We start from the raw sequence: 23,932 nt of genomic DNA, 5'->3' as shown, positions 1-23,932 counted from the left end.
CATCATAGTTTGGTTATAATGCCCGCGTTAAACTTTAATGCGACGGGATATTAATATGCTGCTGTTAATCGATAATTATGATTCTTTTACTTATAATCTGGCTCATTATTTTCAAGAGCTTGAAATTGAAGTAAAAGTTGTTCGTAATGATGCGATCAGTATCGAGCAGATAGAGCAATTAAATCCGACTCACATTTGTATTTCTCCCGGCCCTTGTACACCTAATGAATCCGGGATTAGTTTAGACGTCATTAAACATTTTACCGGCAAATACCCTATTTTAGGGGTTTGTTTGGGACATCAGTGCATTGCTCAAGTTTTTGGTGCGCAAGTTGTTAAAGCTTATAAGGTTATGCATGGCAAAACCTCTTTGGTTGAGCATAATGGTCAAGGATTATTTAAAGGTATTGAACGCGACTTTTTAGTTACCCGTTATCACTCGTTAATGGTTAAAGAGGGGACTTTACCCAGCTTTTTAAAACCTACCGCTTGGGTAGATGAAATTAACGGCAAAGTGATTATGGGAATCGAGCACATTCAATATCCGGTATTTGGCGTACAGTTTCATCCAGAATCTGTTATGTCGGAATACGGACATCAAATTTTAAGAAATTTTTTAAACGCTTAATTTTTTTGCTAGGCTTATCCGATTAACAAAATCCGAGCCTGTTTATTTTAGTGGTAGTGAATGTCCGGCCAAAGTTATTCTGATTTATTACATACTCGATTTCATGACTTATTAATTAGTTATGATTTTGCGCGCTCACACAACGGACTTGGTTTAGACGAGTTAGACTTGTTAGGCGAAGAGCAAGTTCAGCAGCGTCAATTGTTAGACATTGAGCAGCAGGCTAAATCAGAGCGGATAGATAAAGCCAAACATAAGCAAGCAAATCAGGCGCAGCAATCGATTGAATTGAATAAAAAAGTATCTGAAATGGTATTGACTCAGCTTGATGATATGGATTTAATTTATCAGGATGTTCTGCAAATTCAGGATGCAGTCCCCGCGATCTTAGATATTTTAACTGTGCGTGCCGCCTCAATCGGTCGGGTCGAACCTTTGGTATCCAGTATGCCTTGGTTGACTCAGGATATGATTAAATTTGTTAATTTACCGATTTACCGCAAGCAGGAAGATGGCAAAAAACCAATTAGAGTAGATAGATGTAAAACCGCATTGGGTTATATCGGGATTGATAATTTAAAATTGGTTGTACCCAGTTTTGCCCTGAGAAAATGGCTACCACATAGCACAGAACCTTTTAGATTAATGAAGCGTAAATTATGGGAATCCGCCTTGGGTACAGGGATCGCCTGTCGCAGATTAGCGCAGCTTAATGATCAAGATCCCAGCATTGCTTTTGCGTTAGGTGTATTTCACGACTTAGGTAAATCCGCGATTGTTAGGCTCTACTTGCGTACCTTTGACTTAGAATGGAAACAACAGCTAAAAGCTGCACGTGATATGCGTAAAAAAGATCTGCATGATGCCTTGGTCGATTTAGAACCCAAACCTGAAACACTGCGGGATTTATTATTAACTCATTCAGCACCATTAAGTTTAAAGTTATTAGAAAAATTTAATTTAAAGCGTTTAAATTTAGCTCAGCCATTAGCAATTTATTTATCGGGTAAGCCTGATCATAGTGATAGTTATGCCCGTGCAAATAGTGAAATGGCCGAGATTTTGAAAAAAGGGATTTGTTACGCCAGATATAAAGTGCTTCAGCGTCACGGTTTAATCGCCAAACATGAGGCTAAAATATTTTTTAAAGAAAATAAATTAACCGCGACTGAAATAAAAGAGTTAACCAAACTCAGTTTAATCCGTTTGAATTTAAGATTAGTTCAGCAAGATTAAGTTAAAAATCGCGAATATATTCGAGCCACCGGATAGAGCTAAATCATCGCCAAAATTTGGCGGGTGAAGCTTTTTTTCAAATAAAACCCTCTTGGCAGAGTTTCGATAGGCTCGCCAAACTGACCAATGCCAGAGGTTTTAACCCGACTATTAGCGGCTTTGGGTCTAATTTGTAAGTATTCCCCTGTGCGTGCGGTAATTTGGTTCACTTTGCCTAGCACTATCATATCCATTAACTCTTCCCAATCAGCTTGCAGTGCCTGATCTTGCTCGGGGGTTGGCGACCAGATAATCGGATAACCAATAATTCGCTGCGCAACCGGAATATCACGCTCGGCTAAAATGGGTATCCACAATACCCGATTTAATTTGACTCTAACCGGACTGGCCTGCCAGATTTGACCTGAGCAATCTGTTAGTGGTGCAACACATACATAAGTGGTTTCTAGTGGTTGCCCGTTGCGGTCAACCGGAATGGTTTTTAGCTCTATACCTAATAATTCAAAGTCCGGTACAGGTTTAGAGCCAGCGGTTGCACCTAAATGCCATTCTAATAGTTGGCCACTCCAGCCTTTATCTCGCAGTAAATTATCCGGCACGCTAACACCAGCCATTTGTGCTAATTGAGCAAGATTAAGCCCGGCAATTTGCATTGCCCGGTTAAGTAATTCAGCTTCGCTTTGTGGTGCGCTGGCGGCTTCTAATTTCATGATTTTTTAGCTTTGGTTATTTTGATTATCAGTGACTTCAAACATGAGTGCTTTTATACATGAGCTAATTCAAATACTCGGTAATTTACATCAATGGTCAGCGTCAGTTGGTCTAATTGTGCTAACGCTTGTTGTTTTTCTTTGCTGGCTTTATGAATATGTGGGGTCATTAATAAAAGGTTAGCAAGTGCTGACTTATCTAAAGTGATTTGGTATTTTACATTATCTTGTTTGCTTGGTTTAAAACCGCTGATTTCAGCCTGCGGATAAGGATTAACCTGATATGGCTTAATGCTTGGGTAAATTAATTTTCGCAACTCAATTAAATGATCTGCGCCGCTTTCAACCAAAATTAACTGGCCGTCATGGGTTAACTTTTTGGCAAATTCTTCAAACACCGGAAAACCAAAAGCACAATAAATACTATCCAAACTAGCATCTGCCAGCGGAATTGCGCGGTTTGAGGCGACTAAATAAAAACTATTTTTATCCGTTTTAGCCGCGGCCTGTATCGCAAATTTAGCGATATCCAAACCATATAATTGAGCAGTTTTATGCTGGTGGGTTAAAGCCTTATTTAAGCGAGCTAAATAATAACCTTCGCCACAGCCTGCATCTAAAATACTCAGATTAGTTTTGTATGGAAAGCTTTCAATAATTAATTCATTTAGCTTATCGCTGATTGGTTGATAGGCTTGAGTGGCTAAATAATCTCGTCTGGCATTGACCATTTCTTTGGTATCGCCGGGAGATTTTGATCTTTTATTTTGTACCGGTAATAAATTGACATATCCCTGACGGGCAATATCAAATTGATGGTTATGCAGACACTGCCAGCTATTATCATTTTTAGTTAATGGCGTGGCATCAAGCGGGCAAATAAGTAAATGAGTCGAATTTATCACAGTTATTATCGTTAATTAAACATACCAAATGAAACGTATTTTATTCTAACATTGCCGAGCCAATTGCTAAACCTTGTTGCGATTTGTAAAAAACAAAAGCCGGCGAAATGTTAAAATTGAGCTTAATTTGTACGGTTTGATTGAAAAGTGAACAAGGTTTTACGTTAATTTTACTTTTTATTTAATTTATACTTGATTTGTTTCTCGCAATGCATATCTTGGATCTACTTCCAAGCTGATTTCAAAGTAATGAGCTTGAAATAAGACAATCATAGACAGAATATAATTAATATCGGAGAACCCAAATGTTCAAAAAATTGGTTCCAATTAACTCAAGCACACATAAAGACTTAAAGTTAAAGCGCGCACCAAACTATAATTTTGCTAAAAACGTTCACGTTGCACCTTTATTAGCGCATGAGTTTCCGCAAGCATCTTCAAGCTTCCCAATCATTTTCCATAAAAATGACGAAACAGGTGAGTATCATCCACTTGCTTTATTAGGTTTGAAAAAAGATGAAAACTTAATTATTCAAGATGGCCGTTGGTCAGCGACTTATGTGCCAGCTGCTATTCGTCGTTATCCTTTTGCTGCTGCATCGGTAAACGGTAACCAAGAAAATATGGTTGTATGTTTAGATGAAGATGCTGAAATGTTTAATAAAGACGATGGTGAGCCTTTATTTAACGAAGATGGCAGCGAAGGTAAAATTATTGAGCAAGTTAAAGAGTTTATGAACTCTTTCCTTGAGCGTGAAGCGTCAAGTCGTTCATTTGTTAAATATATCTCTGAAAAAGAGTTATTGGTACCAAGAACAGTTGGTTATACTAAAGCTGATGGTGAGCGCGTTAATATTGGTAGTTTCTTTGCGTTTGACGAAGAAAAATTCAACCAGTTAGCTGACGAAGACTTTTTAGAAATGCGCAAGCGTGGTTATTTAGGCGTATGCTATGCCATTTTAACCTCAATGCAGCAAATGGATACTTTATTCCGTCTGCAACAGCAATCTACAAGCGCAGCCGCTTAATATAAGCTGGAATGACCCTTTTATAAAAAAGAGTCTGATGAAAATCAGGCTCTTTTTTGTTTTACTTCTTTTATTTTTGAAACTGCCGCAGATATTTAATGATGGACTTGATTGATAAACAGCAACAAATTCGGCAACTTTTTGCTGAAATTAAACAAAGTTATCAGTCGCATTTTCCGCAGTTAGCCGATTATCAGCTTAAATTTACTAACACCAAATCCGTATTAGGAAGCTGTAATTACAAAAAACGACAAATCGCTATTTCTTTGCCTGTATTGGCTCAAAACCCGCTGGATGTTCAAATTGATACGCTTAAACATGAATTTGCTCATGCGCTGGCATTTATGCAGGGCGAGCGTGGACACGGAAAAATATGGAAAGCATGGGCCCTCAAGTTAGGTGCAACCCCCAGAAGCAGAGCGCAAAAGCCGGTAAAAACGAGTTATAAGTATCAGTTGGTACTAAAAAAAGATAAAAATATTCAATTACTTGAACGTAAGTATCATAGAAAAGTCAAACTTAAAAACAAATATATGCGTGGTGATGCTGCCAGTTTAAATAAACTATTTTTAGTTCAGATAACTGAACTAGAGGCTTATTTAGCCGGTAAATTAACGCTTGAACAGCTGAACCTTTTGCAATAATAAGCTTCTTCCAGCCAGAGGAAATTTGCCTAAAGGCTATTCTTTACTTCTCACTTTCTATCTCTTATTTTGGATGTTTAGACGTCTAGACGTAAAGACTTGCAAAAAAATAAATAATCACTACACTTAGCGGCAATTTCGCATCTTGGTTTGCCAAGACGAAACATGAAAATCTCAACCTAAGCAAATGCAACCTAAATGTTGTAGGACTTCGTAATCGGTTTGAATACGCTTTGTATTTGGTTGAAATGAGATTGAACTTATATTTTTGTATTGATAGGAGTCATACTCATGGCTAAACATGTATTCACTTCTGAGTCAGTTTCAGAAGGTCATCCGGATAAAATTGCCGATCAAATTTCTGACGCAGTATTAGACGCGATTTTAGCGCAAGATCCTCATGCTCGTGTTGCTTGCGAAACTTATGTTAAAACCGGCATGGTGATGGTTGGTGGTGAAGTAACCACAACAGCTTGGGTTGATATTGAAGAGTTAACCCGTAAAACCGTTCGTGAAATTGGTTATACCCATTCAGATATGGGTTTTGATGCAGATTCATGTGCTATTTTAAATACCATAGGTAAACAATCACCAGATATTAACCAAGGTGTTGACCGTGCTCGTCCTGAAGATCAAGGTGCAGGTGATCAGGGTTTAATGTTTGGTTATGCTAGCAACGAAACTGAAGTATTAATGCCAGCGCCAATTACTTATTCGCATCGTTTAGTTAAGCGTCAGGCTGAAGTTCGTAAAAATGGTACTTTACCTTGGTTACGTCCAGATGCAAAAAGTCAGGTAACTTTTGCTTACGAAAATGGCAAACCAGTTGGTATTGATGCCGTTGTTTTATCAACTCAGCATTGTGACAGCATTTCAACTGCCGACTTACGTGAAGCGGTAATGGAAGAAATTATCAAGCCGGTTTTACCGTCTGAGTGGTTATCTGCTAATACTCAATATTTTATTAACCCAACTGGCCGTTTTGTCATTGGTGGTCCAATGGGTGACTGTGGTTTAACGGGTCGTAAAATCATTGTAGATACTTACGGTGGTATGGCGCGTCACGGTGGTGGTGCTTTCTCTGGTAAAGATCCATCAAAAGTAGACCGTAGTGCGGCGTATGCAGGCCGTTATGTTGCTAAAAACATTGTTGCTGCTGGTTTAGCGGAGCGCTGTGAAATTCAGGTTTCTTATGCAATTGGTGTTGCCGAGCCAACGTCTATTAGTATTGAAACTTTTGGAACGGGTAAAGTTGATGAAGCGCGTTTGGTTGAATTAGTTCGCGAACATTTTGATTTACGCCCTTATGGTTTAATCAAAATGTTAGATTTAGAGCGCCCAATTTACCAACCTACCGCAGCTTATGGCCATTTTGGTCGTGAAGAGTTCCCGTGGGAAAAAACAGACAAAGCAGCAGACTTAAAAGCCGCAGCCGGTTTATAAGCTGATTGTTAATCACTACTGAAAAAGCCACGTTTGTGGCTTTTTTTGTTTTTATCGATTTTTAGCTATATTCAAAGGCCAATTCAGGCTGCATCATTTTATTTATACTTTTCACTGCATTATGTAAAAATCTTAATGACAGTAAGATAAATTAATTGTTATCTTATTTAGTTCTTGCCCTTTATCCACAGTTAACTTTATTTGAGGTTATATAACTCCATGTTAATAGATGTGCCCGAATTGATTTCATTAGACGAAATTTTACCTACAGAACCTTTATTAATGATGGGCGCGGGGCCTGTACCTATTCCGGAGCAGGTAGCAAGGGCAAACTCTATAGTGATTAATCACCTTGGCGATACTATGGCTAAGATAATTGATCAGGTTAAGCAAATGTCGCGTTATGTATTTCAAACCCAGTCAAAATGGATTATGGGTGTTGCCGGGCCGGGGTCTGCGGCAATGGAAATGGCTGTAACTAATTTGGTTTGGCAGGATACGCGGGTATTAAGTATCTGTAACGGATTTTTCAGCAGTCGCTTGGCTGAAATGGCATCACGGGTCGGTGCGCATGTTGAAACTTTAAAAGTAGCCGATGCTTCTATTCCTGATTTGGTCGAAGTGAAACAAGTTATTGAACGCTTTAGACCTCAGGTAATCACGTTAGTACAAGGTGAAACCTCTAATACGGTTTGCAATAAAAATTTAGCAGAAATCAGCCAGCTGGCTCATCAATATGGCTGTTATGTGATTGTTGATGCGGTTTGTACTTTGAGTACTATGCCTCTGAAAATGGACGAATGGCAAATTGATGCCGTTATCACAGGTGGTCAAAAAGGTTTATCTTCTATCCCTGGTGTTTCTTTAATTGCTTTTTCTGAGCGGGCTTATCAGCGTATTCATAGCCGTCCAACTAAAAGTGCGCAGTGGTGTTTAGATGCTCAATTAGCCGAGCAATTTTGGCATCGTAGTTCTTACCATTACACCGCACCAGTTTCTGGTATTTTAGCTATTCATGAAGCTCTAGCGCTTATTTGTAAAGAAACACTAGAATCACGTTTTGCTCGCCATTTACGCTGTTCACTGGCGCTACAGAGAGGTATTGAAGCTTTAGGTTTATCTTTATATGTCCCAGAAGAAGCTCGATTAAACTCAGTTATTGGTATTAGCATGCCAAACGGTATTGCCCAAAAAGCCTTATGTCAGCATATTTCTAATCGTTATCGAGTTGAAATAGCAGGTTCATTTGGGTTAGATATTGTTCGTATTGGGCAAATGGGCGAGCAAAGTAGAGCGCATCATTTATTTAGAACTTTACATGCATTTGGCTGTTCAATTCGAGATTTAGGCGGCAAAATTGATTTACCAACAGGGATGGCAGAGCTAGAACGTGGACTGCAAGCAAACGCATAAGCTCATTTTTTGATGATAATAAATCATACTATTTGGTTTATTTATTTAATGACTTATAGCTATTTTTATTTTTAATAATCAGTCAACTTGGCTATACGAGACGATAATTATGACCTTTAGCTGGTAGGACTTGATATAAATCAAGTTTAGCTAATTTACACTCTCGTTCTGTTCTGGTAAGGTATGGCGCCAAGTGAATTGGTATTACCAATTATCCTAAGACGGAAGTGAATGAATTATCATAAAGTTCGCCAGCCTAAGTTGGCTGATGCAATCTTACAACAACTAGAAACCATGATCTTGGAAGGAAGTTTATTGCCGGGGCAAAAGTTGCCGCCTGAGCGTGAGCTTGCTAAAAAGTTCGAGGTGTCTCGCCCGTCTTTGCGTGAAGCAATTCAAAAATTAGAAGCCAAAGGATTAGTCTATCGTCGTCAGGGTGGTGGCACTTATGTTCATAACCAGTTGCAAAAAGCACTGGCCGATCCTTTGTTTCAACTTATTTCTTCAAAACCAGAAACACAATTTGATCTGTTAGAATTTCGTCATGCGCTTGAGGGCATTTCTGCCTACTATGCGGCGCTGCGCGGAACCGAAGCTGATTTTAAGCAAATTAAACAGGGTTTTGAGTTGACGCAGAAGACAGCAGAATCCACAATCCCTGAGCAAGTGGATGCTTTGTATGAATTTTATTTAGAAATCGCACAAGCTTCACATAATTTAGTGATTGTGCATTTAGTACAGGGCATGGCGGTTTTAATTAAAAAGAATATCGCTCAGAATATAGAAATTTTATCGGCGAAGCCCGAAATTTTGCCGAGTTTAGATAAACATAGAAATTCATTGATGGTTGCGATTTTAGCACGCGATCCAGAAGCTGCGCGGGCGGCATCGCATCATCATTTGTCTTTTATTGAAGAATCATTACTTCAGTTAGGACAAGAAGAAACCCGATTGCAGCGAGCTATGCGACGCGTGCAAAAAGAACTAAAACACTAGATTGGCTAGATGAAGCAAATGCGGTTTAAGCTTTGCAAGCCTAACGATAAAGGAAAACAATATGTCTGACGTCCTTAATCACGATGTTGATCCAATCGAAACCAGTGATTGGATTGACTCGATTGAATCAGTTCTTGCAAATGAAGGTCCGGAACGTGCACATTATTTAATCGAGCAGATGATCGAAACATCTCGCCGTAATGGTGCGCATTTACCTTTTGATGCAACGACAGCGTATAAGAACACTATTCCTGCTGGGCAAGAGCCTAATATGCCGGGTGATCCTGAGCTTGAAGCCAGAATTCGTGCGGTTATTCGCTGGAATGCAATGATGATGGTTGTGCGTGGCTCGAAAAAAGATTTAGAGCTAGGCGGTCATATTTCTAGTTTCCAATCATCAGCTATGTTGTACGATGTTGGTTTTAACCATTTTTTCCGTGCTCCAAACGAAAAAGATGGTGGTGATTTAGTTTATTTCCAAGGTCATATTTCGCCTGGTATTTATGCGCGTTCGTTTGTTGAAGGTCGTTTAAGCGAATCACAATTAGATAACTTCCGTCAGGAAGCATTTGCTGATGGTTTATCTTCTTATCCTCACCCTAAATTAATGCCTGATTATTGGCAGTTCCCGACAGTTTCTATGGGCTTAGGTCCAATGCAGGCTATTTATATGGCTCGCTTCTTAAAATATTTAACTGATCGTGGTTTAAAAGATTGTTCTGAACAAACTGTTTATTGTTACTTAGGTGACGGTGAAATTGATGAGCCAGAATCATTAGGTGCAATTGGTTTAGCTGCTCGTGAAGAGTTAGACAATTTAGTTTTTGTAGTTAACTGTAACTTACAGCGTTTAGATGGCCCTGTACGTGGTAACGGCAAAATTATTCAAGAATTAGAAGGTACATTCCGCGGCGCAGGCTGGGATGTAACTAAAGTGGTTTGGGGTCGTTACTGGGATCCATTATTCCAAAAAGATCACAACGGCTTAATGCAAAAGTTAATGGATGAAACCGTAGACGGTGAATATCAAAACTTTAAAGCAAAAGGCGGTGCTTTCACGCGTGAGCATTTCTTTGGTAAATACCCTGAGTTAAAAGAAATGGTTGCTAATATGTCAGACGATGACATTTGGCGCTTAAACCGTGGTGGTCATGATCCGGTTAAAGTTTATGCTGCCTATGCTAAAGCCAAAGCAACAAAAGGTCGTCCTTCTGTTATTTTAGCTAAAACCGTTAAAGGTTATGGTATGGGTGAAGCTGCTGAGGGTAAAAACATTGCTCACGGCGTGAAGAAAATGGATTTAGAAGCGATTCGTTATATGCGTGATCGTTTTAATGTGCCAATTTCTGATTCTGAATTAGAAAACCTGCCTTACTATCGTTTCCCGGAAAACAGCCCAGAATATAAATATATGATGAGCCGCCGTGAATCATTAGGTGGTGTAATGCCGGTTCGCCGTGAAAACTCATCTATTCAGTTAGAAATCCCTCAATTAGATGCATTTAAAGCAACTACTGATGGTTCTAAAGGTCGAGAAATTTCGACGACTATGGCGTTTGTACGTGTTTTAACTGCATTATTAAAAGACAAAAAAATCGGTAAAAACATTGTGCCAATTATCCCTGATGAAGCCCGTACTTTTGGTATGGAAGGCTTATTCCGTCAGGTTGGTATTTATGCGCATGAAGGTCAAAAATATACCCCTCAAGATGCTGACCAAGTTGCTTATTATCGTGAAGATAAAAAAGGTCAGGTATTACAGGAAGGGATTAACGAGTTAGGCTCAATGGCGTCTTGGGTATCTGCGGCGACTTCTTATTCGCATGCTGATTTACCAATGATCCCATTCTACATTTATTACTCAATGTTTGGTTTCCAACGTGTGGGTGATTTAGTGTGGGCTGCTGGTGACTTACAAGCTCGTGGTTTCTTAATTGGTGGTACTGCTGGTCGTACAACCTTAAACGGCGAAGGCTTACAGCACGAAGATGGTCACTCGCATTTACATTTTGGTACTGTACCAAACTGTATTACTTACGACCCAACGTATGGTTATGAAATTGCAGTTATCGTACAAGACGGTATTAAACGTATGTATGGCGATAACGAAAATATCTTCTATTACCTAACTGTAATGAACGAAAACTATGTTCAGTTACCTATGCCTGAAGGCGTAGAAGAAGGTATCAAAAAAGGTATTTATAAATTAGAAAGCCACGAAGCTAAAAAAGCGAAAGCATCGGTTAATTTATTATCATCTGGTGTGATTTTAGAGCGCGCTCGTGCGGCAGCTCAGATTTTAGCTGAAGAATACGGTATTAGCTCAGATGTTTATTCTGCTACCTCTTTCAATGAATTAGCTCGTGACGGTTTAGACTGTGAGCGTTGGAATATGCTTCACCCAGAAGCAGAAGAAAAAGTCCCTTATGTCACTCAAGTTTTAGCTGACAGCAAAGGTCCAACTATTGCGGTTACGGATTACATGAAGCAATACGCTGATCAAATTCGTGGTTTTGTGCCAACTGATTATCGAGTTTTAGGTACTGACGGTTTTGGCCGTTCAGATAGCCGTGAAAACTTACGTATTCACTTTGAAGTTAACGAGTATTACATTGTAGTAGCATCGTTATATGAATTAGCAAAACGTGGCGAGATTGAAAAGAAAGTAGTTAGCGAAGCAATTGCTAAATTCAATATTGATCCAGAAAAACTTAACCCACTTTACGCTTAATTAGGGGATAGTAACAATGGCAATTAAAGATGTTTTAGTCCCTGATGTGGGCGGTGATGAAGTTGAAGTGATTGAGCTTTGTGTTGCAGTTGGTGACACGGTAGAAGCTGAAGATTCGCTTATCACAGTTGAAAGTGATAAAGCTTCAATGGATATCCCAGCTCCGTTTGCAGGCACAATAAAAGAAATTAAAATTGCAGTTGGCGATAAAGTATCTGAAGGTACTTTAATTGTGACCGTAGAAGCTGCTGGTGAAAGTGCGAGCGAAAGTGAAGCACAGGCTGAACCAGAGCAAGCTCAAGCTGCGCCACAAGAAGCTGAAAAAGCAGCACCGCAAGCTGGCGGTAGTTCAGTGATTGAAGTAAAAGTACCAGATATTGGTGGCGATACAGATGTTGAAGTTATTGAAGTATTAGTTGCTGTGGGTGATGAAGTTGCAGCCGAAGATGGTTTAATTACTTTAGAAACTGACAAAGCCACTATGGACGTACCTTGTCCGGCTGCGGGTATTGTAAAAGAGCTAAAAATTGCAGTTGGCGATAAAGCCTCAGAAGGCACTTTAGTTCTGTTACTTGAAACGGCTGGCGGTGAAGCGCCTGCTGAGCAAAGTGCACCGGCTGCAACCGAGCAAGCTGCGCCTGCTGCTGAATCTGCACCGGCTGCCAGCGAAATGAAAGAAGTAAAAGTACCGGATATCGGTGGTGATACTGACGTTGATATTATTGAAATTTTAGTTGCAGTTGGTGACGAAATTGAAGCTGAAGCTGGTTTAATTACGTTAGAAACAGATAAAGCAACTATGGATGTACCTGCACCATTTGCCGGTACAGTCAAAGAAATTAAAGTTGCAGTTGGTGACAAAGTGTCTGAAGGTTCATTAATTGTATTAATGGAAACTAAAGGCTCAGCACCTCAACCTGTAGCAGAAAAAGCTGCTTCGGCACCAGCACCTGAAAAAGCGGCGCCAGCGCCTGCAAAAGCAGAGCCAGCGGCAGCTGTTGCTCCGTCTAAACCAAGCAAAAATGTACATGCTTCACCATCCGTTCGCCGTACTGCGCGTGAATTTGGTGTTGATTTAACTTTAGTTCCGGCAACTGGTCCTAAAGGTCGAATCTTAAAAGAAGATGTCCAAAACTGGGTTAAAGCAGAGTTAGCTAAACCTAAATCAGCCGCAGGCTCAGCGCCAGCGGGTGATAATGTATTGCAAATTGTGCCGGTTAAACCAATTGATCATAGTAAATTTGGTGAAGTTGAAGAAAAAGAACTTAGCCGAATTACTAAAATCTCTGGTCCTTTCTTACACCGAAACTGGGCAACCATTCCGCATGTAACACAATTTGATGAAGCTGACATTACGGATCTTGAAGCGTTCCGTAAGGCGCAAAATGATTACCATGCTAAAAAGCAAACGGGTTTAAAAATTACTCCGTTAGTATTTATCATGAAAGCAGTTGCTAAGGCGCTAGAGAAGTTTCCTAACTTTAACTCTTCGTTATCGGAAGATGGCGGCAGTTTAATTGTTAAGAAATTCATCAATATTGGTATTGCAGTAGCAACACCGGGTGGTCTAGTTGTTCCTGTTATTCGTGATGTGAACAAAAAAGGCATTGAAGAGCTTTCTGAAGAGCTCATTGTTGTCTCCAAAAAAGCGCGTGCTGGCCAGTTAAAAGCGGCTGATATGCAAGGTGGTACTTTTACTATTTCAAGCTTGGGTGGTATTGGTGGTACTGCATTTACCCCTATCGTAAATGCACCAGAAGTCGGTATCTTAGGTGTATCTAAGTCTGACTTTAAACCTAAGTGGAATGGTAAAGAGTTTGAGCCACGCTTAATGGTTCCGCTTTCATTATCATACGATCACCGAGTGATTGATGGTGCTGAAGGTGCTGCTTTCTCAACAGAGATTGCACAAAACTTAACTGATTTACGCCGTTTAGTGCTGTAACTTGCGCTGAACTTCTCATAGACAAAATAGGGCAGAGTAACTTTGCCCTTAATTAATAAAAACTGGGGATTTTTATGAGTAATGAAATCAAAACTCAGGTCGTTGTATTAGGCTCAGGCCCTGGCGGTTACTCTGCCGCTTTCCGTGCAGCCGATCTAGGGTTAGAAGTTGTCTTGGTTGAGCGTTATAGCACTTTAGGTGGCGTTTGTTTAAATGTTGGTTGTATTCCATCTAAAGCTTTATTGCACGTTGCTAAACACTTAGTTGATGCACAAAATATGGAACACGAAGGGGTTACTTTTGGTAAACCTGAAGTGGATATTGATAAACTTCGCGCTCACAAAAACAAAGTGATTGGCCAGTTAACCGGCGGTTTAGACGGTATGGCTAAAATGCGTAAAGTTAAAACCGTAAATGGTTTTGGTAAATTTACAGGTGCTAACAGCCTTACGGTAACCGCAGAAGATGGCACGGTGACTACTGTAAACTTTGATAATGCAATTATTGCTGCTGGCTCTCGCCCAGTTAAATTACCATTTATTCCACATGACGATGCGCGTGTTTGGGATTCTACAGATGCGCTGGAAATGCCATTTGTACCAGAAAAAATGTTAATTTTAGGCGGTGGTATTATCGGTTTAGAAATGGGCTCAGTTTATAGTGCATTAGGCGCTAAAATTGATGTTGTTGAGTTTATGGACCAACTTATTCCAGCAGCCGATAAAGACATTATTAAAACTTTTACCAAGTCAATCAGCAAAAAATTCAACGACATTATGCTTGAAACCAAAGTGACTGCGGTTGAAGCAAAAGATGACGGTATTTATGTTAGCTTTGAAGGTAAAAAAGCACCGGCAGAGCCAGTTAAATACGATGCTGTATTAGTTGCAGTAGGCCGCGCACCAAACGGTTTATTAATTGATGCTGATAAAGCCGGTGTAGAAGTAACTGACCGTGGCTTTATTAACGTTGATAAACAACTACGTACAAATGTTCCGCACATTTATGCAATTGGTGATATTGTTGGCCAGCCAATGCTTGCTCACAAAGCCGTTCACGAAGCGCATGTGGCAGCAGAAGTGATTGCAGGTAAAAAACATTATTTTGAACCTAAAGTTATCCCATCTATTGCTTATACTGACCCTGAAGTTGCATGGGCTGGTTTAACTGAAAAAGAAGCAAAAGAGCAAGGTATTAACTATGAAGTAGCTGTATTCCCTTGGGCAGCTTCTGGCCGTGCAATTGCTTCAAATGCAACCGATGGTTTTACTAAAATGATCTTTGATAAAGATGATCACAGATTATTAGGCGGCGCTATGGTTGGTAGCAATGCAGGTGAATTATTAGGTGAAGTTTGTTTAGCGGTTGAAATGGGCGCAGATGCAGAAGATATCGCATTAACCATTCACGCTCACCCAACGTTACACGAATCAGTTGGTTTAGCCGCTGAAATTTATGAAGGTTCAATTACTGACTTACCCAATAAAAAAGCGGTTAAGAAAAAGTAATTTAACTTTTCAAAATTAAGAAATTTAAAAACCTGAGTTAAGCAATTAACTCAGGTTTTTTTATGGGTTATTGGCATTTTTATTTTCACTATTTTTCTTGCATTTGCTTTTTTATTTGTTTTATTGTTGCAAATGCAATAAAACCGGTTATGATTAACCATAGATTGATTTTTAATCAATGGAGGTTTTATGTCAGCCGTTGCTAAACCCGATGCTGCTCAGATATTAATGAAAGCTTATGTCAATGCTTACAAAGCTTTGGCTGTGTCTTCTCATCAAGCCAGTAAGATTATTGGCGTTGATCCATCCACTTTGTCGAGAAAATCAAACAAAGGCTTTGCTGTCGACTCTAAACAAGCTGAACTGCAAATGCATTTTATCCGGCTGTATCGCTCACTTTATGCGTTAGGCGGTGGCGATACCGAGTTTATGCGCCATTGGTTTTCCACTTATAACAAAGTGCTCAAAGGTGAGCCTAGTGAACTGTGTTTAAAAATTGATGGTCTGCTTAAAACCAATGCTTATTTAGATGCAATGCGTGGCAAGGTATAAATTTAAGGTAAAATTAAATTTAGCTTCAATAGGTTAACTAAATGGATTTATTAAAACAATGCATCGAAAAAATTGAATTTTACAGTCAATACCAGGCGCAGGTTTATCGTTTTGTTGAAAGTCAGGAGCAGGTGGCAACTACAAGTTTGGTTGATAGTTTAGAAGAACAAGCTCTGTTAGAAGACTTATTAGAACAGAATAAACCGACATTGCCTGCTGAGCATCAGTCATTACATTATTTGATTGCTACCCCTTTTCGTTATCCACCTTTAAAGTATGGTTCAAGGTTTGGTCATCAATTTATGCCAAGCTTTTTTTATGCCAGTGAAGATAAATTAACGGCCTTAGCCGAAGCTGCGTTTTATCGCTTTGCTTTTTTATTGGCGATGCAAGAGCCGTATAGCAAGCCGGTTAAATCTGAACATTTAATGTTTTCGGTTAAGGTTAAATCAAATCAAACGGTAGATTTAACAGCGAATTCATTAACTGAATTTAAGCCAATATTAACCAATCCTGCTGATTATAGTTTTACCCAAAAGTTGGGTGAGTATTTAACGGAGCAAAAGCAGGTGGAGTTAATTCGTTTTTATTCTGCACGAGATAAATTTAGCAATACCGCCCAAACTAATCTTGCAATTGCTCAGGCTAAAGCAATTTGTTCAACCGTGCCTGAGCAAATGGTTAACTGGTTATGTCAGTCAAATCAGCAAGAAGTCAGCTTTTATAGTAGAAATGAAACACTACAAAGTTTTGCTTTAGCTGACTTTTTGGTAGACGGACAATTTCCTTTATTGGCTTAAATCATTTTGAATGGAGAAATATATGTACCAAGGGGCTTGTTTATGTGGTTCTGTAAAATTTGAAATTGAAGGTGAATTTGAGCATTTTTACTTGTGCCATTGTTCATATTGCCGAAAAGATACAGGGTCGGCACATGCTGCTAATTTATTTTCGAAATTCGCTAAAATAACATGGTTAAGCGGTGAATCTGATCTTAAGGTTTTCAGGCTGGAAGATACTCGTCATAATAAATGTTTCTGTCAACACTGTGGTTCAGCTTTGCCGGTACAAGTAAACAACTCAGCTATGCTAGTTGTACCTGCTGGTTGTTTGGATTCAGATATTCAGCTTAAACCTGATGCCAATATTTTTGTTGGCAGTAAAGCTAATTGGGATAACAAGCTAGAACAGATTAAAGCTTTTTCAGGTTTTCCTGAATAGCAGTATCTTGATTATTTTAGGGGCGTTTCATCCAATGTTTATCAACTGAGTGCACTTCATGTTTTGCCCATTTTTTAAAGCTTTTAATATAAGTTTCACCCGTTGTGCCAGCCTCGTTACCTGCAACTACTTTATATTTAAGTTGGGTGCGGCGGATTTCTATTACTTGTCTGACACTCCAATATTCACCTAATCCAGCGTTACTGTAATAATGATTAAGTGAAATCGTTAATCTTTTTTGTGGCTTATTATTTTGGGCATGTTCAATTGCATTACTAAAAATTTCGGCCAACTCTTCTGAGCTAACATCAATATAAGAATTTTGCTGGCGAAGTGCAGCAGTAAAATCTTCCTGACTCAGTTGATAGCTAGATGGCGTATGTGTTTTACCAGCAAAATTTAAATGTGCCGGATAACGTCGCCAGTGAAAACATAAATTAAAAGTAAATGCGATGAGCATTAAACACACTAAGTTAAGCAGCAGTGGTGTATAAATAAAGTTAAATCCAAGCTGGTGAACTTGCTCGCCACCCATTACACAAAATAGTGCGGTTGCACCGCCGGGCGGGTGCAAACTATGGGTATAATGCATAACACAAATTGCCAAACCAACAGCCAGTGCAGCTGCTAAATAAGGATCTTGAACAAGTTGCTGGCAACTCACACCAACAATGGCTGATAAAATATGGCCTGCAAATACATTCCACGGCTGAGATAAAACCCCGTGCGGTAATGCAAAAATTAATACTGCGGTAGCCCCCATTGAACCAACTAAAAATAAAGATGTGTGTGGATCAAAGTATTGCAGCGTAATTTTTTGGGTAAATAAAATGCCTAAAATTGCACCTATGCCTGAAATGATTTTTTCAGCATGTGAGGTGGTACTGGCCTCTAATCCTAAAAATAAACGGGTTTCTTTTAAAAGATAAGTGACACGATTTTTTACTTTATTTACAAACATCTAGGAATATTTACAACTCATTTGGCAAAACGGTTGCAAATAATAGGGATAATTTATATTTGTGTATAATGAATAATAATGATATTTAAATGCAAAAAATTTGCACTAAAATGGGGTTTTATGGATATTGAGCTAGCTAAAACTTTTTTGGAAATTATGAGTTCCGGCACTTTTAACGAAGCGGCTCAACGCCTTAATGTAACGCAAACTACTGTTACTGCTAGAGTTAAAGCTTTGGAAGATGCGCTGGGAAAAGCGCTTTTTATTCGTAACCGTGCCGGTGCAAAGCTGACTCAGGATGGGGAGCGCTTTGCCGGGTTTGCACTTAATTTAGTGCAAACTTGGGAGCAGGCCAAACAGGCAGTTAATTTACCAGAAAATCAGCAAGCCAGTATTCGCATTGCCACAGAGCATAGCTTGTGGAATCCGCTCATGGTGGATTGGATTGAAACAATTGGCGCAGCGGAGCCTAAATTAAATATTTATTCACAAGTGGGTGAAACCGAAACTTTAATTACCGCGCTTGAACAAAATCAATTAGATATCGTTTTACTACATTGTCCGAATTATTATTCTGGTTTTGTAGTTGAGCAACTTGCCGAAGAAAAATTAATTCATGTACAAGTGCCAAATCGCACCAAGCCTGATTTATTTATTGACTGGGGCAGCGAGTTTAAACGCCAGTTTGATGCTTCTCTGCCGCAACAAAGGCAGGCCGCGATGTCATTTAATTTAGGGCCTTTGGCGCTTAAAATTATGCTAAAAAATGGTGGTAATGGCTATTTTAGAACCCGAGTGGTTTCACATTATTTAGCGCAAGGTGTGCTGGAAAAAGTCACTGGCGCACCAGAATTTACTTACCCGATTTATGCTTTGTACCGAAAAGGTGAACATTCGGTTTATTTTGAGCAAGCGCTGGCTTGTTTAAAGGTCAGTGTAAACAAAAGCGAATACTGGCAAGTATAAAATTTGATGGTTATATCATTGGTAATCTGTTGGCTGACTCTGTAGAATCTGCGCTAATTTTGTTAGCCAACCGTTTTATTTAGCCAATTTGGCTTTATCTGGTATTTATTCCTAAGAGAGTCTGTTTTGATTACAACTGCAAATATCACCATGCAATTTGGTGCTAAGCCTTTATTTGAAAATATCTCAGTTAAATTTGGTAACGGCAACCGCTACGGTTTAATCGGTGCTAACGGCTGTGGTAAATCTACTTTTATGAAAATTTTAAGTGGCGAGCTAGAGCCTAGCGCTGGTAATGTTTCAATTGATGTGGATGAGCGTTTAGGTAAGTTGAATCAGGATCAATTCGCGTTTGAAAAATACACAGTTATTGATACCGTGGTGATGGGACACAAAGAGCTTTGGCAAATTAAAGCTGAACGTGATCGCATTTATAGCCTGCCGGAAATGAGTGAAGAAGACGGCATGAAAGTAGCTGATTTAGAAACTGAATTTGCTGAAATGGACGGCTACTCAGCAGAATCAAAAGCGGGCGAATTATTATTGGCTGTTGGCATTCCGCTTGAGCAGCATTATGGCTTAATGTCGGAAGTTGCACCGGGCTGGAAATTACGTGTTTTACTAGCACAAGCGTTGTTTTCTGATCCGGATATTTTATTACTCGACGAACCAACCAACAACTTGGATATTGACACCATTCGCTGGCTTGAAGATACATTAAATGCGCGTAAATCTACCATGATTATTATTTCGCATGACCGCCACTTTTTAAACTCAGTTTGTACCCACATGGCCGATTTAGATTATGGTGAATTGCGTGTTTATCCGGGTAATTATGATGAGTACATGACTGCTGCGACTCAAGCTCGCGAACGTTTATTATCTGACAACGCTAAGAAAAAAGCACAAATTGCTGAATTACAAACTTTCGTTAGCCGCTTTTCTGCCAACGCATCAAAAGCAAAACAAGCAACATCACGCGCTAAACAAATTGAAAAAATTGAATTGGCAGAAGTTAAAGCATCAAGCCGAGTTAATCCGTTTATTCGTTTTACTCAAGCTAAACCTTTATTTAGAAATGCAATTGAAGTCACGGATTTAAGCAAAGGGTTTGATGAAGGTCCTGTTTTCAAAAACTTTAGTTTTATGGCCGAAGTAGGCGAAAAAATAGCGATTATTGGTCAGAACGGTGCGGGTAAAACTACCTTAATGCGTACCTTAATTGGGGATTTAGAAGCCGACAGTGGCGAAGTTAAATGGTCTGAAAATACTCACTTTGGTTATTATGCACAAGATCACTCCGCTGATTTTGAACAAGATATGACTTTATTTGACTGGATGAATCAATGGAAACAAGAAGGCGATGATGAGCAAGCTGTGCGTGGCTATTTAGGCCGTTTATTATTCTCAGCCGATGATATTAAAAAATCCGTTAAAGTGATTTCAGGTGGTGAACAAGGGCGTATGTTGTTCGGTAAAATTATGATGCATAAACCCAATATCATTATGATGGACGAACCAACTAACCACTTGGATATGGAGTCAATTGAGTCACTTAATATGGCGCTAGAGCAATTTGAAGGTACTGTATTTTTTATCTCGCATGACCGCGAATTTGTATCATCAATTGCAACCCGTATTTTAGAAGTCACTGAAAATGGGATTGTCGATTTTGCCGGTACTTATGAAGAGTATTTAAAAACTAAAGAAGTTAAATAAAATCCTCTTAAGTTTACTGCTAAAAAGCCAGCTAATGTTAAAGTTAGCTGGCTTTTTTGTTTTGGCGCATTTTAAAGTTGCAAGATGAAAATGGAATTATTAACAGCACAGCACTTACCATTGCAAGAGCAAACCAAGCTATTATCTGAGTTTGTAATGACAATTAATGGTATACCTCAGATTTTAGATTGCATAAATGCCTTACCTAATGCTTGGGTGGGGGCGGGTATCATCTTTCAAAATGTTTGGAACATGCAGCACGGATTTGAGAAAAACCGTTTTGTAAAAGATATAGATATTTTATATTGGGATGATTTGGATCTTAGCTGGGAAAGTGAAAATCACTATATAGATTTACTTGCTAAATCGTTACCAAATTTAAATATTGAGTGGGATGTCAAAAATATTGCGCGTGTGCATTTATGGTACGAAGATCGGTTTGGTATCGCCAAAAAACCGTATGTGAGTATACAAGAGTCAATTGCAAGTTGGCCCGTGCTTGGTGCTTGCATGGCAATGAGAATGCAAAACGGGCAGATCGAGTTTATTGCGCCTTATGGATTTCAAGATATGTTATCACTCAGAGTCAGACCCAATAAAATATTGGTCAATCAAAAAATTTATCAAGAAAAAGCAGATAGGTGGAAAATGCAGTGGCCAAAATTGACGGTTGAGGACTGGTAACTGGTTTGGTTTAGCCGGACACAATATAAATAGCTCAATGGAAGAACTTTACATTCCTTACATTCTTTGCTTGTTATTTTTGATAACCCTGCGGTTAGATGCATAAAAAAAGCCCGCAGCTCAAATGAGTGCGGGCTGTTATTTTGTATGCTAAAGCGATGTTTTAAAGCAATTAAGCTTCGGTTATTTCAGCTTGTGTTTGCTGAGTTTTTTCCAAAGTACGGTTTAGACCATTAATTAAAGCCTGAATTGCAGCCGTTGTAATATTGCTGTGTTGAGCAACACCAAAATGTGTATTACGGCCTGCAATTTTAAGCTCAATATAACAGATAGCTTTAACGCCAGAGCCAGAGCCAATTGAATGCTCGTGGTAATCAATGACCTCAATAGGTAAACCAGAATATTGGCTTAACGCATGGGCTGCGGCATCAATTGGGCCATTTCCCATGCCGATGACTTCTGTGGTTTTACCTTGATGCTCAAACGCAATTTGCACTTGTTGCTGGCTGTCTGAATAATCAGTGACATGATTGCTGACATATTTTACCGGTTCATTTTTGGTTAAATATTCCTGATTAAACAACTCAACAATCTCGCTGCCGGTAATTTCTTTACCACGGCTGTCGTTAACGGTTTGCACAATTTTACTAAATTCAATTTGTAATTTACGTGGCAATTGAATACCTGCTTGCTGCTCAAGCAAAAAGCTTACGCCGCCTTTACCGGATTGACTGTTTACGCGCACAACTGCATCGTAACTTCGGTTTAAATCAGCCGGATCAATTGGCAAATAAGGTACTTGCCATAATCCATTTTTATCTTGTACTGCTAAACCTTTTTTAATGGCATCCTGATGCGAACCTGAAAACGCAGTAAATACTAACTCACCGGCATAAGGGTGACGTGGATGAACTGGAATCTGATTACATTCTTCAACCAATCTTCTGACTTTATCAATATCTGAAAAGTCCAAACCCGGATGCACACCTTGCGAATATAAATTAAGGGCAAGTGTAACTAAATCCACATTACCTGTGCGTTCACCATTACCAAATAAACAACCTTCAACTCGGTCTGCGCCAGCCATAACCGCAAGTTCTGCGGCGGCAACGGCTGTGCCTCTGTCGTTATGCGGATGCACGCTTAAAATAATCGCTTCACGGTTATTTAAGTTTCTGTGCATCCATTCAATTTGGTCGGCGTAAGTATTTGGGGTATTCATTTCAACTGTCGCCGGTAAGTTAATAATCATTTTATTATTAACGGTTGGTTGCCATACATCATTTACTGCATCACAAACTTCTTTTGCAAATTCAATTTCAGTGCTTGAAAATACTTCCGGCGAATACTGATATGTCCAGTTAACTTCTGGTGCGGTAGCGGTTAATTCTTTAACCCATTGAGTGCCCTGAATCGCAATATTTTTAACACCGGCTTTATCCGTGCGGTAAACAATTTCACGAAACGCAGGCGCAAGCGGATTGTACATGTGTAAAATAGCTTGTTTAGCGCCACGTAAACTTTCAACTGTACGTTCAATTAATTCAAAACGAGCCTGTACTAATACTTCAATGGTTACATCGTCAGGAATATGATTTTCTTCGATTAATAAACGGACAAAATCAAAATCAATTTGCGAAGCAGACGGAAAACCAACTTCAATTTCTTTAAAGCCCATTGCAACCAACTCTTTAAAAAAGCGTAATTTGGTTTCAATTGACATTGGATCAATCAGGGCTTGATTACCGTCACGTAAGTCTGTGCTCATCCAAATAGGTGGTTTTTCAATAAAATTATTTGGCCATTGGCGGTCGGGTAAATTTACCCCTACAAATCTTTGATATTTGCTTGCCGGATTGTTGATCATTATTTGCTCCGTGACGTAATTAAAGTGACTGACCATTATAATACAGGTTTTATCAGGTGAATGATTGCTAAGATCTTGGAATATGATAATGAATGCGCAATAATATTTCTTATTATTTTGTTATAGTGAAATAAAATTTCACTAAGAGATGAAAATGGAACTCGATAAATACGATAAACTGATTTTGCAAACAATTCAAAAGCAAGGCCGAATTTCTAATCAGGAACTCGCCGATGCCATTAATTTATCGCCATCACCTTGCCTCAGACGGGTACGTCAATTAGAAGAAGCTGGCTTAATTGACGGTTATGTTGCTTTGGTTAATGCCAGAGCATTAGGGTTAACTTTATTGTCTTTTATACAGATTAGTATGGATAAACATACGCCAGAGCGTTTTGATTTGTTTGAAAAAACCATAGCGGAACTACCGCAAGTGCTAGAATGTCATTTAATTACCGGACAAAGCGCAGATTATTTACTTAAAGTAATTGTTAAAGATATGGACGATTTTCAGGATTTTTTATTAAACAAACTCACCCGAATTGAGGGGGTTACCGGTGTGCACTCATCATTTGTGCTTAAATCTCCGGTTAAAAGTTCAGCTTTGCCAATTTATTGATTTAGCTTTCTTTAATCCAATAGTTGAAAAATTTACTTCAATACTTCTTATACGCACCTCAGGTTAATTAAAAGCAAATGTGAAATATCACAAAGATTTAAATTTAATTAAAGCTCAATTTCGATTAGGCTTATCTTATTAATTAAATACAGGGAA

21 protein-coding genes are annotated in these 23,932 nt (G+C 39.1%); 17 read left to right on the top strand and 4 right to left on the bottom strand.

Annotated features, from left to right (window positions below):
- Positions 1-55: 55 nt before the first annotated feature.
- Positions 56-628 carry an anthranilate synthase component II gene (locus N7931_RS01355; protein ID WP_262791447.1) on the top strand — a complete coding sequence of 191 codons (573 nt, stop codon included), beginning with the start codon at positions 56-58 and terminating at the stop codon, positions 626-628.
- Between the two features lie 60 nt (positions 629-688).
- The gene (locus N7931_RS01350) at positions 689-1,864 is read left to right on the top strand and encodes an HDOD domain-containing protein (RefSeq protein ID WP_262791446.1); all 1,176 of its coding nucleotides are present in this window, start codon (positions 689-691) and stop codon (positions 1,862-1,864) included.
- A gap of 38 nt (positions 1,865-1,902) precedes the next feature.
- On the opposite strand, the gene mutH is transcribed toward N7931_RS01350, so the two are convergent.
- Positions 1,903-2,574 (bottom strand): DNA mismatch repair endonuclease MutH, encoded by a 672-nt coding sequence (gene mutH / locus N7931_RS01345; RefSeq protein WP_262791445.1) that lies wholly within the window; start codon positions 2,572-2,574, stop codon positions 1,903-1,905.
- Positions 2,575-2,627: 53 nt separating this feature from the next.
- Positions 2,628-3,479: a putative RNA methyltransferase gene (locus N7931_RS01340; protein ID WP_262791444.1), complete on the bottom strand. Its 852-nt coding sequence runs from the start codon at positions 3,477-3,479 to the stop codon at positions 2,628-2,630.
- Positions 3,480-3,784: 305 nt separating this feature from the next.
- Between N7931_RS01340 and N7931_RS01335 the strand changes: the two genes are divergently transcribed.
- From N7931_RS01335 to N7931_RS01285, 11 genes are all read left to right on the top strand, one after another.
- Complete coding sequence (locus N7931_RS01335) at positions 3,785-4,507, top strand: SapC family protein (RefSeq protein ID WP_262791443.1); 723 nt, start codon at positions 3,785-3,787, stop codon at positions 4,505-4,507.
- 98 nt (positions 4,508-4,605) lie between these two features.
- Positions 4,606-5,151 (top strand): SprT family zinc-dependent metalloprotease, encoded by a 546-nt coding sequence (locus tag N7931_RS01330; RefSeq protein WP_262791442.1) that lies wholly within the window; start codon positions 4,606-4,608, stop codon positions 5,149-5,151.
- A gap of 291 nt (positions 5,152-5,442) precedes the next feature.
- Entirely contained in the window at positions 5,443-6,594 is a 1,152-nt protein-coding gene (gene metK, locus N7931_RS01325) for a methionine adenosyltransferase (protein ID WP_262791441.1), read from the top strand.
- A gap of 219 nt (positions 6,595-6,813) precedes the next feature.
- Positions 6,814-8,007, top strand: a complete 1,194-nt coding sequence (locus tag N7931_RS01320; protein ID WP_262791440.1) for a pyridoxal-phosphate-dependent aminotransferase family protein — start codon at positions 6,814-6,816, stop codon at positions 8,005-8,007.
- 231 nt (positions 8,008-8,238) lie between these two features.
- Positions 8,239-9,003 carry a pyruvate dehydrogenase complex transcriptional repressor PdhR gene (gene pdhR, locus N7931_RS01315; protein WP_262791439.1) on the top strand — a complete coding sequence of 255 codons (765 nt, stop codon included), beginning with the start codon at positions 8,239-8,241 and terminating at the stop codon, positions 9,001-9,003.
- A gap of 61 nt (positions 9,004-9,064) precedes the next feature.
- Positions 9,065-11,734: a pyruvate dehydrogenase (acetyl-transferring), homodimeric type gene (aceE, locus tag N7931_RS01310; protein ID WP_262791438.1), complete on the top strand. Its 2,670-nt coding sequence runs from the start codon at positions 9,065-9,067 to the stop codon at positions 11,732-11,734.
- Positions 11,735-11,750: 16 nt separating this feature from the next.
- Positions 11,751-13,679: a pyruvate dehydrogenase complex dihydrolipoyllysine-residue acetyltransferase gene (aceF, locus tag N7931_RS01305; protein WP_262791437.1), complete on the top strand. Its 1,929-nt coding sequence runs from the start codon at positions 11,751-11,753 to the stop codon at positions 13,677-13,679.
- A gap of 74 nt (positions 13,680-13,753) precedes the next feature.
- Positions 13,754-15,187: a dihydrolipoyl dehydrogenase gene (gene lpdA, locus N7931_RS01300; RefSeq protein ID WP_262791436.1), complete on the top strand. Its 1,434-nt coding sequence runs from the start codon at positions 13,754-13,756 to the stop codon at positions 15,185-15,187.
- Between the two features lie 189 nt (positions 15,188-15,376).
- Positions 15,377-15,739, top strand: coding sequence for an MbcA/ParS/Xre antitoxin family protein (locus N7931_RS01295; RefSeq protein WP_262791435.1), 363 nt, complete (start codon positions 15,377-15,379; stop codon positions 15,737-15,739).
- 41 nt (positions 15,740-15,780) lie between these two features.
- Positions 15,781-16,539: an RES family NAD+ phosphorylase gene (locus tag N7931_RS01290; protein WP_262791434.1), complete on the top strand. Its 759-nt coding sequence runs from the start codon at positions 15,781-15,783 to the stop codon at positions 16,537-16,539.
- A gap of 22 nt (positions 16,540-16,561) precedes the next feature.
- The gene (locus N7931_RS01285; RefSeq protein WP_262791433.1) at positions 16,562-16,960 is read left to right on the top strand and encodes a GFA family protein; all 399 of its coding nucleotides are present in this window, start codon (positions 16,562-16,564) and stop codon (positions 16,958-16,960) included.
- 16 nt (positions 16,961-16,976) lie between these two features.
- On the opposite strand, the gene N7931_RS01280 is transcribed toward N7931_RS01285, so the two are convergent.
- Complete coding sequence (locus tag N7931_RS01280) at positions 16,977-17,921, bottom strand: HPP family protein (RefSeq protein ID WP_262791432.1); 945 nt, start codon at positions 17,919-17,921, stop codon at positions 16,977-16,979.
- A gap of 120 nt (positions 17,922-18,041) precedes the next feature.
- Between N7931_RS01280 and N7931_RS01275 the strand changes: the two genes are divergently transcribed.
- From N7931_RS01275 to N7931_RS01265, 3 genes are all read left to right on the top strand, one after another.
- On the top strand, positions 18,042-18,887 hold the full coding sequence (locus N7931_RS01275; RefSeq protein WP_262791431.1) for a LysR family transcriptional regulator: 846 nt from the start codon (positions 18,042-18,044) through the stop codon (positions 18,885-18,887).
- 126 nt (positions 18,888-19,013) lie between these two features.
- Positions 19,014-20,606, top strand: a complete 1,593-nt coding sequence (locus tag N7931_RS01270) for an ABC-F family ATPase (protein ID WP_262791430.1) — start codon at positions 19,014-19,016, stop codon at positions 20,604-20,606.
- An 84-nt stretch (positions 20,607-20,690) separates the two neighbouring features.
- Complete coding sequence (locus tag N7931_RS01265; protein WP_262791429.1) at positions 20,691-21,290, top strand: nucleotidyltransferase family protein; 600 nt, start codon at positions 20,691-20,693, stop codon at positions 21,288-21,290.
- 172 nt (positions 21,291-21,462) lie between these two features.
- Here N7931_RS01265 and leuA read toward each other — a convergent pair whose 3' ends face one another.
- A complete protein-coding gene (gene leuA, locus N7931_RS01260; RefSeq protein ID WP_410369319.1) occupies positions 21,463-23,157 on the bottom strand; it encodes a 2-isopropylmalate synthase in 1,695 nt (564 codons plus the stop codon).
- 154 nt (positions 23,158-23,311) lie between these two features.
- Here leuA and N7931_RS01255 point away from each other — a divergent pair, with 154 nt between their 5' ends.
- Positions 23,312-23,776 (top strand): Lrp/AsnC family transcriptional regulator, encoded by a 465-nt coding sequence (locus tag N7931_RS01255; protein WP_262791428.1) that lies wholly within the window; start codon positions 23,312-23,314, stop codon positions 23,774-23,776.
- The last annotated feature ends 156 nt before the right edge of the window (positions 23,777-23,932 follow it).

The sequence above is a fragment of the Catenovulum sp. 2E275 genome, assembly GCF_025515275.1.
Classification (GTDB): domain Bacteria; phylum Pseudomonadota; class Gammaproteobacteria; order Enterobacterales; family Alteromonadaceae; genus Catenovulum.
The sequence above is the reverse complement of the archived record's forward strand: the minus strand, read 5'-3'. Positions and strand labels throughout refer to the sequence as shown.